Source organism: Sulfurimonas sp. (assembly GCF_026988655.1).
Classification (GTDB): Bacteria; Campylobacterota; Campylobacteria; order Campylobacterales; family Sulfurimonadaceae; genus Sulfurimonas.
The window spans coordinates 1-12,390 of sequence record NZ_JALSKT010000052.1; the positions used below are offsets into that span (position 1 = coordinate 1).

Genomic DNA, 12,390 nt, shown 5'->3' on the forward strand with positions numbered 1-12,390 from the left:
ATCAGGTTTTACACCTGTTAATCGTTTGAATAGTTCTGGTTTTAGCTCTTTTAATTTCTCATAATTCTTCATGCTTGAGCAATAGCAATTTTTGAACCAGTTTGAGGTTATGCAAGAAGTCTATTTAAAAAATATACAAAAAGAGTTGTAGTATCCTCTGGATATTACTCTTTTTATAATAATCTTTTTTTTGAACTATTTTATTTTTTCTAAAATAGCATCGACTGTAAAGCCAAATTTTTCAAAAAGTTGACTTGCTGGCGCAGAAGCACCAAATGTATCCATACCAATCACTTCATCAGCAAGTTTATACCACTCTAAACCACGTGCAGCTTCTATAGCTACTTTTTTTGTATCTGGGATAATCATTTCATTAATATACGCCGCATCTTGTTCTATAAAAAGATCATAACAAGGAACAGAAACAACATTAGCTGGAACACCTTTTTCATTTAGTGCTTCTTTTGTTTTAAGCGCTAACTCAACTTCACTTCCCGACGCTATCAGTGTTATTACTGCGTTTATATCACTTGCCAATAAATAACCACCACGGCTGATATCACCCTTTACTGGAGCTGGAACAACTGCAAGGTTTTGACGAGAACATACAAATGCAGATGGAGATTTACTCATAGCAAGTGCTGTTTTCCAAGCCGCAACATTTTCAGCACCATCAGCTGGACGCCATACATAAAAGTTTGGCAGTGCGCGAAACTGTGAAAGCTGTTCTATAGGCTCATGTGTTGGACCATCTTCTCCAACACCGATACTATCATGTGTCCATACAAAAAATTGTTGAATCCCTGCTAATGCTGCAATCCTTGCCGCAGGTTTGAGGTAATCTGAAAAAACAAAAAAGGTAGATGTAAATGGTTTTAGCGGACCGTAAACTGCCATTGCGTTTGCAATAGATGCCATAGCATGTTCACGAATACCAAAATAAATATTTCTACCTTTTGGATATGTTCCCATATCATTAAGGTGTGTTTTATTTGATGGGCTTAAATCTGCAGAACCACCTAAAAAGCTTGGAACAGCTCTTGCAATTGCATTCAAAATTTTTCCATTTGTATTTCTTGTTGCATCTGCTTTTTCAAATTCAGGCCATTGAATTCTTGATAAGTCCGTATTTTCTAATGCAGAGAGTGCTTCATTTTGTTCCATAAGAGGCAAAGTTTTTTGTCTGTGAATCCATTCACGTTCAAGTAAATCACCCTCTTCAATAGCACATCTAAATCTTGCCATTACATCTTCAGGAACAAAGAATTTTTTCTCTGGATCAAATCCTGCTGCTTTTTTTGCCTCTGCAATTACTTCTTCACCAAGCGGCGCACCATGTGCATGATGTGAACCTTCAAGTTTTCCTGCACCTTTTGCTATGATAGTATTAGCTATGATAAGTGTCGGTTTCGTATTTGCTTTTGCAGTTGTAATTGTTGCATCAATATCATCATAATCGTGACCGTCACAAGAGAGGACATCCCAACCTTGTGCTTCAAATCTTTGTGTTATATTTTCAGAAATACTCAAGTCAGTACTTCCCTCAATAGTAATACGGTTTGAGTCATAGATTACAATTAGGTTATCAAGTTTATTATGACCAGCTAAAGAACATGCTTCATAGCTTATTCCCTCTTCTAAATCACCATCACCACAAAGACAATAAACATTATGATCGATCAAATCAGCTGTTTCACTATTTACTTGCGCTCCAACAAATTTAGATGCCATAGAAAAACCTACTGCGTTTGCTACACCTTGTCCAAGTGGTCCTGTAGTAATCTCGATCCCTTGGGTATGACCATATTCTGGATGTCCAGGAGTTTTTGAGTCAAGTTGACGAAACTGTTTTAAATCTTCCATCTCAAGTCCATAACCCCAAAGATAATAAAGAGAGTAGATAAGTCCTGTCGCATGTCCGCCTGAGAAGACAAGTCTATCACGATTAAGCCATGAAGGATTTTTTGGATTATGATTTAAGTGTTCACTTAAAACTACTGCAATATCTGCAAGCCCCATTGGTGCACCTGGATGACCTGAGTTTGCACGTTGCACCATATCTGCAGCTAAAAATCTTATACTATCGGCCATTTTCTTACGCATTACATTTACATCCATCTTGATTTTCCTTATTTGTGTCTATTTATATATTTACTTAACAATGGTGACAACTCGCATGACAAGCTCTCATCAAAGTTACTCATTTCTTCAAGCAACTCAGTTACCAAAGCATTGGCTTCATTTGTCGCACGTTCTAATCCTAAAATTGTTACAAAACTATTTTTTTCTTCATCATTATTTGTCAGTTTACCTGCTTCTTGTGAACTCTGAGTCACATCTAAGATGTCATCTTGTATCTGAAACAACAAACCTAATTTTATTCCAAAATCATATAGCTTATCTCCAACCTCTTCACGTCCTACTATGATTGCACCCATCTTTAGTGATGCAGCTATAAGTTTTGCCGTTTTATTTGTATGAAGTATCTTAATATCTTCTATACCTAAAGGTTGGTTTTCAAAGTAACAATCTATCGCTTGTCCTAAAACCATACCATTTAAGCCACCATTACTTGCAAGTTCACGGATAAGTTTTACTCGTGTGGCATCTGAGAAAGGAGCTTTAGATAAAACTTCAAAGGAGTAAGTATTTAAAGCGTCTCCTACAAGTATAGCAGTCACTTCATCAAAAACAACATGGAGAGTAGGATTACCGCGACGTAGCGGAGAGTCATCCATCGCAGGTAAATCATCATGAATTAAAGAATATGTATGTAAGAGTTCAATAGCATAGGCAGCATATCTAGCTGAATCAAGCATCAAAGGATTATATGCTTTTACTACGCCCAAAAGAAGTGCAGGACGAAATCTTTTCCCACCTGCTTTGAGCATATTTTGCAATGCTTTTTCATAGCTCGGATGTATACTCTCTGATATAGGTAAATTATCTAATAAAAATTGCTCGAAGTTTTGCATTTGAAATTCTATTGTTTTTCTACTTAATCTTTACAAAAAATTGAAAACTATTTCGCTCAAATAGCATTCTTGAGTAATCTTTTTTATTTTGTAAGTAATTGCGTAGCTGTGTTTGATTTTTAATATTCACATCATTAACCTGAAGCAGTTTATCTCCATTTTTAAGACCCACTTTTAGGAATTTATTAGAAAGCTTCACAATGTGTAAATCTTTATCAAAGTAAAGACCTTGACTTTCAAAAAATGTATCACTGAGATAGCCACCACCATATCTTTTTTTGATAAATACTTTAAAAGTCAAAAACTTATCACTGCGTTTGACTTTAATTTGATGTGGAGTATTTATTTTACTAAATAAAATGCTTCTCATTAGTTGTGCTGCGTTTAAGACTTTTTTTCCATCGTATTCAATAATGCAGTCATTGAGATAAAAAGGATTGTTTTGCATAAAAGGATCTACTGCGTTTACAATGACAAGATTTTTCTCATCCCTCACTCGCACGCCAATATCCCCATATTCATTTGATTTTGTATGAATAAAGTGTTGTAAATACTCTTTTTCTATCACTCCTCTTGAAGTATACAAACCTTCAAGAGAGCAGCAACTACTTGTAATGATAAACGGAGTCTTTATACCTTCACTATATTTTGCAAAATGATTTAGTCCAATTTGGTGAGATATAAATTTACCCTCATTTGCATCTACTGCGTTTAGCGCTGCACTACCAAGCTGTAAATGCATATTAAATTCAAAAGGGTAAGGAAATGATTTTTTATCTTCGACTAAATAGAGGGATAAAAAAGGATCATATTTTAGCATTTTGTAATTTGGAATTCCCTGCGTGTATACAATGCGTTTATTGGCATGAACAGGAATAAAAAGAGAATTATTTTGGATTGTATTTGAATCTTTAACTTTATCAATACAAGTTGTGTAGCCACCTTTACAGGCATAAAGATTTAAAAAAAGTAGATGAAGTGCAATAAATAGGCGAAACACCTATTTATTCCCGCCAAAGGGATTCATTCCGCCTAGACCACCAAGCATCCCCATGGCACTTTGTTGCTGGTTTTGTTGCACCATTTTATTAGCATCATTGATTGCCCCAATGAGTAAAATTTGCAATGAATCTTTGTCATCTAAAAGAGCATCATCAATATTTAAATCAATGACTTCTCCTTTGCCATTCATGCTGAGTTCTATCATACCACCACCACTTTTTACAGTAAATGACTTTGATGCTAACTCATCTTGAAGTTTTGCTGCATTTTCTTGCATACCTTCAAGCATTTTACTCATATCACCTAAATTACCAAGCATACTAAACTCTATATCTCGTCGTGAATTGCGTCTATATTATTCTCATCATTCAAAAGAACAACTCTAGGTTTGTATGTCTCAAGCTCTTTATCATTATATGTTGCATAGGCTACTACAATGATTTTATCACCTTTATGAACTTTACGAGCAGCAGCACCATTTAAACAAATGTCACGCTTGCCTCTTTCACCCAAAATAATATAAGTAGAAAATCTTTCACCATTATTAATGTTTAAGATTTCTACCTTTTGCCCAACCCTCATCTTAGAAGCTTCAAGGAGTTCTTCATCTATAGTAATAGAGCCAACATAGTTAAGATTAGCATCTGTTACAGTAGCACGATGGATCTTACTGTATAACATCTCTATTAACATGACTATGCCCTACATTCCCATCTGTTTTTTAGCTTCAGCTGGAGATATAGGCTCATCCCACATTTCAGAGTCTATAACAAACTCTTCAACAACTTTTCCGCCAATGATGTGCTCTTCAATAATACGGTCAATTTTTTCTTTATTTAAACCAGCATACATTGTATGTCCTGGCTCAACAAGCATTACTGGACCAGCAGAACAACGATTTAGGCATGAAGTACGCACGATTGGTGCTGTCATCATTATTCCTTCTTTCATCAACTTTTGAGCAGTGTATTGAAACAAGTCCTGAGTTTCAGGTGTAACACATGATGGTTTTGGCATACTTGGAGGAGCAGACTGCTCACATTTGAAGATATAAAATGCCGGTTGAGGGATTCCCATAAAATAATTCCTTAATTTTTTTGAAATTATACCAAAATAATAAAGCATTATTCTAATGTGTATAAATAAGTTTTATTTTTTAAGCTAGTATGCAATATAATTTGCTAAACATTTCTAAGGATATTTTTTGAAAAAAAACTTACTCTTTTTACCTTTACTTATTGCTAGTTCACTCTATGGGGATGCACATGTCTATTTTGGCACTGGTATTGCACATGTAAGTGAAAAACTCGATTCTACAGACAAAAGCATAACCAATACGCAAAAGTCGATTAAAATAGGATACGGTATCAGAGATTCTTACGCTGTAGAATTTGCTTTAGACTATACACCGAATAACAAAACATATTTTGCATCAGATGATGGAAGAAAATATGGTTTTAGTGTTGATCTTATCAAAGCTTATGATTTTGGAATTTTTATCAATCCATATCTGAAACTTGGATTTGGTGCTGGGGCATTACAAACTACTGCTGATCTTAATAATAACTCTTTAAAATATGGTACATTTAACACTGCAGTTGGATTTTTTATACCTCTATCATCTCAGTTTGATGTTGAAATGGCTTATCAATACAAATATGTCTCATATGAAAAAATAAATCTTGCAACATCAGATAATCCTAATTCAAATCTTAACCTTGCCTACATAGGATTTAATATCCGTTTTTAAATGTTTAACAACTCTCGCACAATTTCTCTATCATCAAAGGGAAATTGTTGATCATATATAATTTGATAAGATTCATCGCCTTTACCTAGTATAACTACTACTTCTTCATCCTCTTGAGACTCTAAAGCAAGTTCGATAGCTTTTTTACGGTTAAGTTCCACAACAACATTGTTTTTATCTGCTATACCACTCAGTATATCATTTATAATAACTTGGGGATCTTCATTTCTAGGATTATCACTAGTAATAAATACTTTCTTCGCTAAACTAGCAGCAACACGCCCCATGATAGGTCGCTTAAGCGTGTCTCTGTCACCACCAGCACCAAAAACTACGATAAGCTCTTTCTCTTTTAAGGCATTAAGAACCTGTTGCATTCCATCAGGTGTATGTGCAAAATCAACAATGACATTAGGAGTAGCACAGACCTGTTCCATTCTTCCACTTACACCAGCAAAATTGTCCACTACATCGGCAATCTCTTCGAGAGTTTTATCAGTTACAAGATGAGTCGCTGAAATTGCTGCCATCAAATTATAAAGATTAAAAAAACCATGTAAAGATGCGGTAAATGGCACAATTTCTTGAAAATGTTGAATAATGCCACTTGAGCCATCGTTGAGTGAATAAGCCATCAGCCTATAGGTAGCAGGGTTTTCTATGCCATAAGTATAAGCATTTTTAAAGTTAAACGCAGCTTTTGGCTCATCTTTATTTATAAGCTTTTTGCCTTCATCTTGAAAAAATCCATTTTTTACAGCGATATATTCTTCAATGGTTTTATGATAATCAAGATGATCTTGCGTAATATTTGTCAAAATTTTAAGTTCAAACTTTAAACCTTCTATACGTCTTTGTACCAAAGCATGAGAACTGACTTCCATAACAAAGTACTCACAACCAGCTTGTACTGCTTGATAAATATGTAGATAAGTATTTAAAACTGATGGTGTTGTCAGTGTTTTACCTTCACAAATCTTATCATTCATAAAAAGTCCACGAGTTCCTTGCATAGCCACCTTATAACCTAAGTCAAGTAAAAAAGAGTAGATTGCACTTGCTGTAGTAGTTTTACCGTTTGTTCCTGTAATACCAATAATTTTAATTTTATTCACACCAAAAAGCTCTGCTATATCTTTAATATTTATTATACTATGCGCCCCATTGGCTTTAGCATTTTCTAAATACTTTTGATTTTGAGCTGTAAGGACAAATGCCGTATCTGCCCCACATTCTTGAGAATTTTCTGTTATGTATTTGTAAGGCTGTTCAGGAAGTTCAATTTTCAATCATTTGACCTTTTGTAAATTTTGTAATAATTTTGTTAATAATTTATCGCTTGGGTAAACACTGAGTGCTTTTTCAAGATAAGAGAGTGCCATTTCAGCAAATCCATTTTCTATTAATTTGTCTAAAAAATCTAAGAAATCTTCTTTCTTCGTAATGATGACACGTGTCGAAAACATAATGTTTTCAAATGTTTCCTTAAAGTCAGCGCCTTCATCAAGTAGTTGTTGAAAATCAGCATATAAAATACCATCTTCATATTCAAGTCTATCACGTAATGGATCTGAGAAAATTTTTCCAATCTTCTCCAAAGTACCATCAATACTATCTAAAATTTCAGCCATTATGACATCAGCTTCTTCTTTGTTTTCTTTTATCAATACTTCATAATAATCAAATAATGCTTCTGCACCTTCTTCACCACTCATTGCCATCTCAGACAATATCACACCGTTATAAGCTTCCTTTGAATTTGGAAAATTACGTAATACTTCAGCAAACCTATCTAAGGCCCTTTTATATTCAGCTTTTGAAAAACTTTCTTTTGCTTGTGATAATATTTTATACTTACTTATTGTTCCCATTCCTCTTCTCTTTTAGCACTTGAGCTTATAACTTCATCGTTCTTATATCTTCAAATGCTAGATAAATATTATAAATTTTCTATATCTTTTTCCATTCCAACTGGAACATTTACCACTGATAATTCTGGATGTATGTCCATTCTTAATTGTCTCTCAACCCCATACTTTAGTGTCGTACCACTACTTGCACAACCTATACATGCACCTTTAAGTTGTACATACACATTTCCATTTTTAACTGCAATAAAATCAATATCACCGCCATCCAATGCCAAAGATGGTCTCACTTTTTCAATTACTACTTTTACTGGTTCTAATAACTCTTCATCTGTAAACGGAATCATCTTTTTCCTTTCCTAAAATATTTTTATAATATATAAAATATGACATTATTGCTTAACAAATCATAAAATATAAAGTTAGCTATCTTTTTAAAGCCATCACTTCTTGTACATATGTTGGTTTTCTCATACCAATAAGAATATAATCAATATCTTCTTGTTTCAGTAAAAATTCTAATGCACATATTTGCAGATTTTTTTCACAATTTTTAAGTTCATCTTTCAATTCAACTCCTACCCTTTGAGAACATTCATAAGCTACCATTTCCCTATATGCGTTTAAAAACAGTTCTATATATCTCAGTAAATCCTCGAGCTGGTTAGTTTCAAATTTCTCTAGTGCTTTTTTAATATGCGGTAAAATTTGTGTGCTAGCAAAGCTATCATATTCGCCTATCCATCCAAATTTATGCCTATTAATATCTAGCTGTTCTATTAGATTATAAAGTGGTTTCAGTTCTTCATTATCACTTACATCAAGTAATTCATTTAAATAGTGATAATATTCTCTGTTTTCTTCATAGTCTGCAAGTCTATACATAAGATTGTGTTTTTGAGCATTGAGTGGTCTATTTGCAAGCACTCTTAAATTATTATTTTTTGCCCATTTTGCACACTTTAAACCCTCGGTCTCAAGGATATTTATTGGCAATTCAATCGTAGTAAAACCATGCTGCTCATTCCCCACTTCTTCTGCTGCGTTTGCTGCATATATAAGCAAATCTTCATAAGGAAGAAAATCAGCTTCATTTCTTGATTTTGAAAAGCTGTTTGAGCTAATACCATACGATTTAATCCGTCCAGCTTTAACCTCTTCTTCTAATCCAACAAAAGCGTCATAAATTCTTTCAAACATATTGTCTAAAATTTGATCATGATTCATATTGTTTTTTAAAGATTCATAAATATAATATTCAGGATTATGAATAAGATAACAATCTAGACAAGAAAGATCTAAACGTTCTAATGATTCACCAAGCTGAGCTTTCATAAATGATTTTGCAATAGAGTGATAACAAGCAGGGGAATATTCAACTACGTTTTCATAAGGCTCTTCTTTATGCTTTTGCATATTTGAACCTTGAATATAGCCATATTTACTTACAATTTTTATCTTTTGGCGTACTTCATCATCAAACAATCGCATAACCTTCGCTATTGCTCTCTCAGCACCGCCATCAGTGTAATTTGTCGAAGTATCAATAAGTTCAATTCCTGCTTCAATAGCCTCTTTTAATGCTTCTAAGTGAATAGGGTTTTGATCTGTAATTCTGTAGGTTCCAAATGCGAAAGTACTCATGATTATCCTATATTAAGTATTTTGGAATTGGGAAATTTTGAAGGTCTTGAAACAATGAGGTTAAACTCATTGTTTCAATATTAAATTATACTAATTCAATAAATGCCATTGGTGTAGCATCACCACGGCGAATACGTGTTCTAGTAATTCTAGTATATCCACCAGCACGATCAACGTATTTAGGTGCTAATTCATTTACTAAAGTTTTAGTTGCTTCTTTACTTTGAAGCGCAGCAAACACTGATCTGTGAGCATTTGAATCATTTTTACCAGCAGTTGTGATAAGTTTTTCAATGTAAGAACGAAGTTCTTTTGCTTTTACAGCAGTTGTTTCAATTTTACCATGTTCAATTAACGAAATACTAAGGTTCTTTAAAAGTGCAGCTCTGTGAGCACTTGTACGACCTAGTTTACGATATCCATGACGATGTCTCATATCTTATTCCTCTTTATTTAGCGCTTTAAGCGGCTTCTATTTTCTTTTTTAATGCAGTTACTACATCATCAGCTAAATCAGCACCAACTTCAAAACCAAATTCTTGTACTTTATCTACGATTTCATCATAAGATTTTTTTCCAAGATTTTTAACATTTTTAAGATCATTTGTACTCATAAGTACAATTTCACCAATTAGTTTAATATTTGAGCGATCAAGACAGTTAAAACTACGAGCACTTAAACCTAAACTATCAATATTTGTAATAAGTTTTTTCAAATCTGGTGATTCTTCAACTCTTTCAATTGTTGCAGGTGCTTTAATACTAATTTCTGAATTAAATACTGCCAATTGTGCATACATAACTTCTAAAGAGTTTCTAAATGCATTTATTGGAGAAATTTGACCATCAGTTTTAATATTCATAACAACTCTTTCAAAGTTAGGGTTGTCTTCTACAAGTACATTTTCAATTTTATATGTAGCACTTCTAACTGGTGTAAAATAAGCATCCAATGCAATATATTCATCATCTACTTCGTCCATAATATCTTCACTTGGTACATAACCGATACCTTGAGCGATTTTAATACTAAAGTTCAATGTAGAATCTTCATTTAAAGTTGCAAGTGCTGCATCTGGAGTCATGACTTCAACTTCATCATTGCTTAAGTCTGCACCAGTAATAGTACAAGGACCCGCAAATGAGTAGTTTATTTCTGCTTCAGTTGCATCATCGTTTAATTTAAAGCGAATCTCTTTAAGATTTAAGATAAAATCTGAAATATCTTCGAGCATACCACGCACTGAGTCAAACTCGTGTTTAGCACCCTCAATTTTAATAGCGATTGGAGCATAGCCAACTGAACTACTTAATAGAAAACGGCGAAGTGGATGCGCTAATGAGATAGCATATCCTGTTTCAAAAGGATATGCCATAATGTTAGCTTCATTCTCACTAATTTGTTCTACTTCAAACTCCTGAGGAGCAAGTGGTGTAGTTTTAATTTTTTTCATATCTTTTACGCCTTTTATATTAATTATTACTTCGAGTAAAGCTCAACGATTAAACGTTCTTCAACTGGAATAACAACTTCTTCACGCTCTGGAAGACGAGTAAAGATACCAAACACTTTTTCAGCATCAATGTCAACCCATGGAGCAAGACCAGTTTGGTTTGTTAACTCAATAGCGCGAACTATTTGGTTATTTTTTTTACTTGCTTCACGAACTTCTATCTTTTGACCCGGTTTAACACGGTAAGAAGGGATATCAAGTTTTTTGCCATCTACTAAGATGTGACCATGTGTTACAAGTTGACGAGCAAATCTACGAGTAGATGCAAATCCCATTCTGTAAACAACGTTATCTAATCTTTGTTCGATTAATGTAATAAGGTTTGTACCTGTATTCCCATCACGACGTTTAGCTTCAACAAAGAGTGCACGGAATTGCTTTTCAGAAATACCATACATGAACTTTGCTTTTTGTTTTTCATTGAGTTGTAAACCATACTCAGAAACTTTTTTACGACGTTGACCATGTTGACCTGGACCATATGGACGTTTTTCTAAAGCAGATTTTCCTGCTAAACGACGCTCACCTTTTAAGTTAAGGCTTACTCCAAATCTTCTTTCGATTTTTTCTACTGGACCTCTATATCTTGCCATCAGTAATCTCCTTAAACTCTACGGCGCTTAGGTGCGCGACAACCGTTGTGTGGTAATGGTGTAACATCTTTCATAAATGTAACACGGATTCCTTCGATAGCACCAACAGCTTTAACTGCAGTTTCACGACCTGAACCTGGACCTTGAACTTTAATACCAAGTTCTTTGATACCATGTACTTGTGCTTTAGCTACTGCATCTTCAACAGCTGCTTGTGCCGCAAATGGAGTAGATTTTTTAGAACCTTTAAAACCAAGGCTACCTGCAGAACTCCAAGCAATCATATTACCCATTTCATCAGTAATAGTAACAAGAGTGTTATTGAATGATGCTGCAATATGCACGATACCACGTGATATGTTCTTTTTTACTACTTTTTTTCTAACAGCTTTTCTTTTTGCCATCTATAATCCCTTACGCTGCGCCGACAGTTTTACGTTTACCCTTACGAGTACGCGCATTTGTCTTAGTTTTTTGACCACGACATGGAAGACCACGACGGTGACGAAGACCACGATATGAACCTAAATCCATAAGTGCTTTAATATCCATAGCTACTTTCTTACGTAAATCACCTTCAACCATATGGTTTGCACGGATTTCCGCAGTTATTGCAGCTACATCAGCTTCGTTTAGTTCAAAAACTCTTTTGTTATAATCAATACCTGTTGCGTCTAATATTTGACGAGCAGTATGAAGGCCAATACCATAGATGTATGTTAAACCATACTCTATTCTTTTCTTTTTTGGTAAATCAACACCAGAAATACGAGCCATGGTTATCCTTGTCTCTGTTTATGTTTTGGATTCTTGCAGATTACTCTTACAATACCTCTTCTTTTGATAACTTTACAGTCATCACACATCTTCTTTACTGAAGCACGTACTTTCATTGAAAGTCTCCTGTGGTAACATCTTTACTGCCTCTAGGCAAGCACGAAGTACTTGTTGTAACTTCGCTTGCCAATACTTTTATCTATATATAATTACATAGGTAGAAATACTCTTTGCTTTGTTAAAACAGTAAAGTGGATGGGAATTATA

General features: G+C 34.2%; 17 protein-coding genes. 1 reads left to right on the forward strand and 16 read right to left on the reverse strand.

What is annotated here, in order from left to right:
* Positions 1 to 195: 195 nt before the first annotated feature.
* Genes tkt through MV052_RS05445 form a run of 6 tightly spaced genes read right to left on the reverse strand, consistent with a single transcriptional unit; the run spans position 196 to position 5,054 of the window.
* Entirely contained in the window at positions 196 to 2,118 is a 1,923-nt protein-coding gene (gene tkt / locus MV052_RS05420; protein ID WP_297441716.1) for a transketolase, read from the reverse strand.
* Between the two features lie 11 nt (positions 2,119 to 2,129).
* On the reverse strand, positions 2,130 to 2,975 hold the full coding sequence (locus MV052_RS05425; RefSeq protein WP_297441718.1) for a polyprenyl synthetase family protein: 846 nt from the start codon (positions 2,973 to 2,975) through the stop codon (positions 2,130 to 2,132).
* A gap of 19 nt (positions 2,976 to 2,994) precedes the next feature.
* Positions 2,995 to 3,975, reverse strand: a complete 981-nt coding sequence (locus MV052_RS05430) for a PDZ domain-containing protein (protein WP_297441720.1) — start codon at positions 3,973 to 3,975, stop codon at positions 2,995 to 2,997.
* A complete protein-coding gene (locus MV052_RS05435) occupies positions 3,976 to 4,296 on the reverse strand; it encodes a YbaB/EbfC family nucleoid-associated protein (RefSeq protein ID WP_297441722.1) in 321 nt (106 codons plus the stop codon).
* Positions 4,297 to 4,304: 8 nt separating this feature from the next.
* Complete coding sequence (panD, locus tag MV052_RS05440; RefSeq protein ID WP_297441723.1) at positions 4,305 to 4,670, reverse strand: aspartate 1-decarboxylase; 366 nt, start codon at positions 4,668 to 4,670, stop codon at positions 4,305 to 4,307.
* Positions 4,671 to 4,679: 9 nt separating this feature from the next.
* Positions 4,680 to 5,054 (reverse strand): (2Fe-2S) ferredoxin domain-containing protein, encoded by a 375-nt coding sequence (locus MV052_RS05445; RefSeq protein ID WP_297441725.1) that lies wholly within the window; start codon positions 5,052 to 5,054, stop codon positions 4,680 to 4,682.
* A gap of 127 nt (positions 5,055 to 5,181) precedes the next feature.
* On the opposite strand from MV052_RS05445, the gene MV052_RS05450 reads away from it, so the two are divergent.
* A complete protein-coding gene (locus MV052_RS05450) occupies positions 5,182 to 5,727 on the forward strand; it encodes an outer membrane beta-barrel protein (protein ID WP_297441727.1) in 546 nt (181 codons plus the stop codon).
* Here the strand turns inward: MV052_RS05450 and MV052_RS05455 are convergent.
* The 10 genes from MV052_RS05455 to rpmJ all read right to left on the reverse strand — a co-directional run bounded on the left by MV052_RS05455 (position 5,724) and on the right by rpmJ (position 12,239).
* Positions 5,724 to 7,016 (reverse strand): UDP-N-acetylmuramoyl-L-alanyl-D-glutamate--2,6-diaminopimelate ligase, encoded by a 1,293-nt coding sequence (locus MV052_RS05455; protein ID WP_297441728.1) that lies wholly within the window; start codon positions 7,014 to 7,016, stop codon positions 5,724 to 5,726. The genes MV052_RS05450 and MV052_RS05455 overlap by 4 nt on opposite strands.
* Positions 7,017 to 7,598 (reverse strand): hypothetical protein, encoded by a 582-nt coding sequence (locus MV052_RS05460; protein ID WP_297441729.1) that lies wholly within the window; start codon positions 7,596 to 7,598, stop codon positions 7,017 to 7,019.
* 68 nt (positions 7,599 to 7,666) lie between these two features.
* Positions 7,667 to 7,942 (reverse strand): NifU family protein, encoded by a 276-nt coding sequence (locus tag MV052_RS05465; protein ID WP_297441730.1) that lies wholly within the window; start codon positions 7,940 to 7,942, stop codon positions 7,667 to 7,669.
* Between the two features lie 79 nt (positions 7,943 to 8,021).
* Positions 8,022 to 9,239, reverse strand: coding sequence for an aldo/keto reductase (locus MV052_RS05470; RefSeq protein WP_297441731.1), 1,218 nt, complete (start codon positions 9,237 to 9,239; stop codon positions 8,022 to 8,024).
* A gap of 85 nt (positions 9,240 to 9,324) precedes the next feature.
* On the reverse strand, positions 9,325 to 9,675 hold the full coding sequence (gene rplQ / locus MV052_RS05475) for a 50S ribosomal protein L17 (protein WP_297441733.1): 351 nt from the start codon (positions 9,673 to 9,675) through the stop codon (positions 9,325 to 9,327).
* 25 nt (positions 9,676 to 9,700) lie between these two features.
* Positions 9,701 to 10,693, reverse strand: a complete 993-nt coding sequence (locus MV052_RS05480) for a DNA-directed RNA polymerase subunit alpha (protein ID WP_297441735.1) — start codon at positions 10,691 to 10,693, stop codon at positions 9,701 to 9,703.
* A gap of 26 nt (positions 10,694 to 10,719) precedes the next feature.
* Positions 10,720 to 11,346: a 30S ribosomal protein S4 gene (rpsD, locus tag MV052_RS05485; protein ID WP_297441738.1), complete on the reverse strand. Its 627-nt coding sequence runs from the start codon at positions 11,344 to 11,346 to the stop codon at positions 10,720 to 10,722.
* A gap of 11 nt (positions 11,347 to 11,357) precedes the next feature.
* Positions 11,358 to 11,750, reverse strand: a complete 393-nt coding sequence (gene rpsK, locus MV052_RS05490) for a 30S ribosomal protein S11 (RefSeq protein WP_013326095.1) — start codon at positions 11,748 to 11,750, stop codon at positions 11,358 to 11,360.
* 10 nt (positions 11,751 to 11,760) lie between these two features.
* The gene (rpsM, locus tag MV052_RS05495; RefSeq protein WP_297441740.1) at positions 11,761 to 12,123 is read right to left on the reverse strand and encodes a 30S ribosomal protein S13; all 363 of its coding nucleotides are present in this window, start codon (positions 12,121 to 12,123) and stop codon (positions 11,761 to 11,763) included.
* A 2-nt stretch (positions 12,124 to 12,125) separates the two neighbouring features.
* Positions 12,126 to 12,239 carry a 50S ribosomal protein L36 gene (gene rpmJ / locus MV052_RS05500; RefSeq protein WP_041675103.1) on the reverse strand — a complete coding sequence of 38 codons (114 nt, stop codon included), beginning with the start codon at positions 12,237 to 12,239 and terminating at the stop codon, positions 12,126 to 12,128.
* Between the last annotated feature and the right edge of the window lie 151 nt (positions 12,240 to 12,390).

What these genes read in the sequence shown, in the direction of transcription:
- tkt (WP_297441716.1), bottom strand. Translation starts at nt 2,118, where the DNA reads ATGGATGTAAATGTAATGCGTAAGAAAATGGCCGATAGTATAAGATTT.
- MV052_RS05425 (WP_297441718.1), bottom strand. Translation starts at nt 2,975, where the DNA reads ATGCAAAACTTCGAGCAATTTTTATTAGATAATTTACCTATATCAGAG.
- MV052_RS05435 (WP_297441722.1), bottom strand. Translation starts at nt 4,296, where the DNA reads ATGCTTGGTAATTTAGGTGATATGAGTAAAATGCTTGAAGGTATGCAA.
- panD (WP_297441723.1), bottom strand. Translation starts at nt 4,670, where the DNA reads ATGTTAATAGAGATGTTATACAGTAAGATCCATCGTGCTACTGTAACA.
- MV052_RS05445 (WP_297441725.1), bottom strand. Translation starts at nt 5,054, where the DNA reads ATGGGAATCCCTCAACCGGCATTTTATATCTTCAAATGTGAGCAGTCT.
- MV052_RS05460 (WP_297441729.1), bottom strand. Translation starts at nt 7,598, where the DNA reads ATGGGAACAATAAGTAAGTATAAAATATTATCACAAGCAAAAGAAAGT.
- MV052_RS05465 (WP_297441730.1), bottom strand. Translation starts at nt 7,942, where the DNA reads ATGATTCCGTTTACAGATGAAGAGTTATTAGAACCAGTAAAAGTAGTA.
- MV052_RS05470 (WP_297441731.1), bottom strand. Translation starts at nt 9,239, where the DNA reads ATGAGTACTTTCGCATTTGGAACCTACAGAATTACAGATCAAAACCCT.
- rplQ (WP_297441733.1), bottom strand. Translation starts at nt 9,675, where the DNA reads ATGAGACATCGTCATGGATATCGTAAACTAGGTCGTACAAGTGCTCAC.
- MV052_RS05480 (WP_297441735.1), bottom strand. Translation starts at nt 10,693, where the DNA reads ATGAAAAAAATTAAAACTACACCACTTGCTCCTCAGGAGTTTGAAGTA.
- rpsD (WP_297441738.1), bottom strand. Translation starts at nt 11,346, where the DNA reads ATGGCAAGATATAGAGGTCCAGTAGAAAAAATCGAAAGAAGATTTGGA.
- rpsK (WP_013326095.1), bottom strand. Translation starts at nt 11,750, where the DNA reads ATGGCAAAAAGAAAAGCTGTTAGAAAAAAAGTAGTAAAAAAGAACATA.
- rpsM (WP_297441740.1), bottom strand. Translation starts at nt 12,123, where the DNA reads ATGGCTCGTATTTCTGGTGTTGATTTACCAAAAAAGAAAAGAATAGAG.
- rpmJ (WP_041675103.1), bottom strand. Translation starts at nt 12,239, where the DNA reads ATGAAAGTACGTGCTTCAGTAAAGAAGATGTGTGATGACTGTAAAGTT.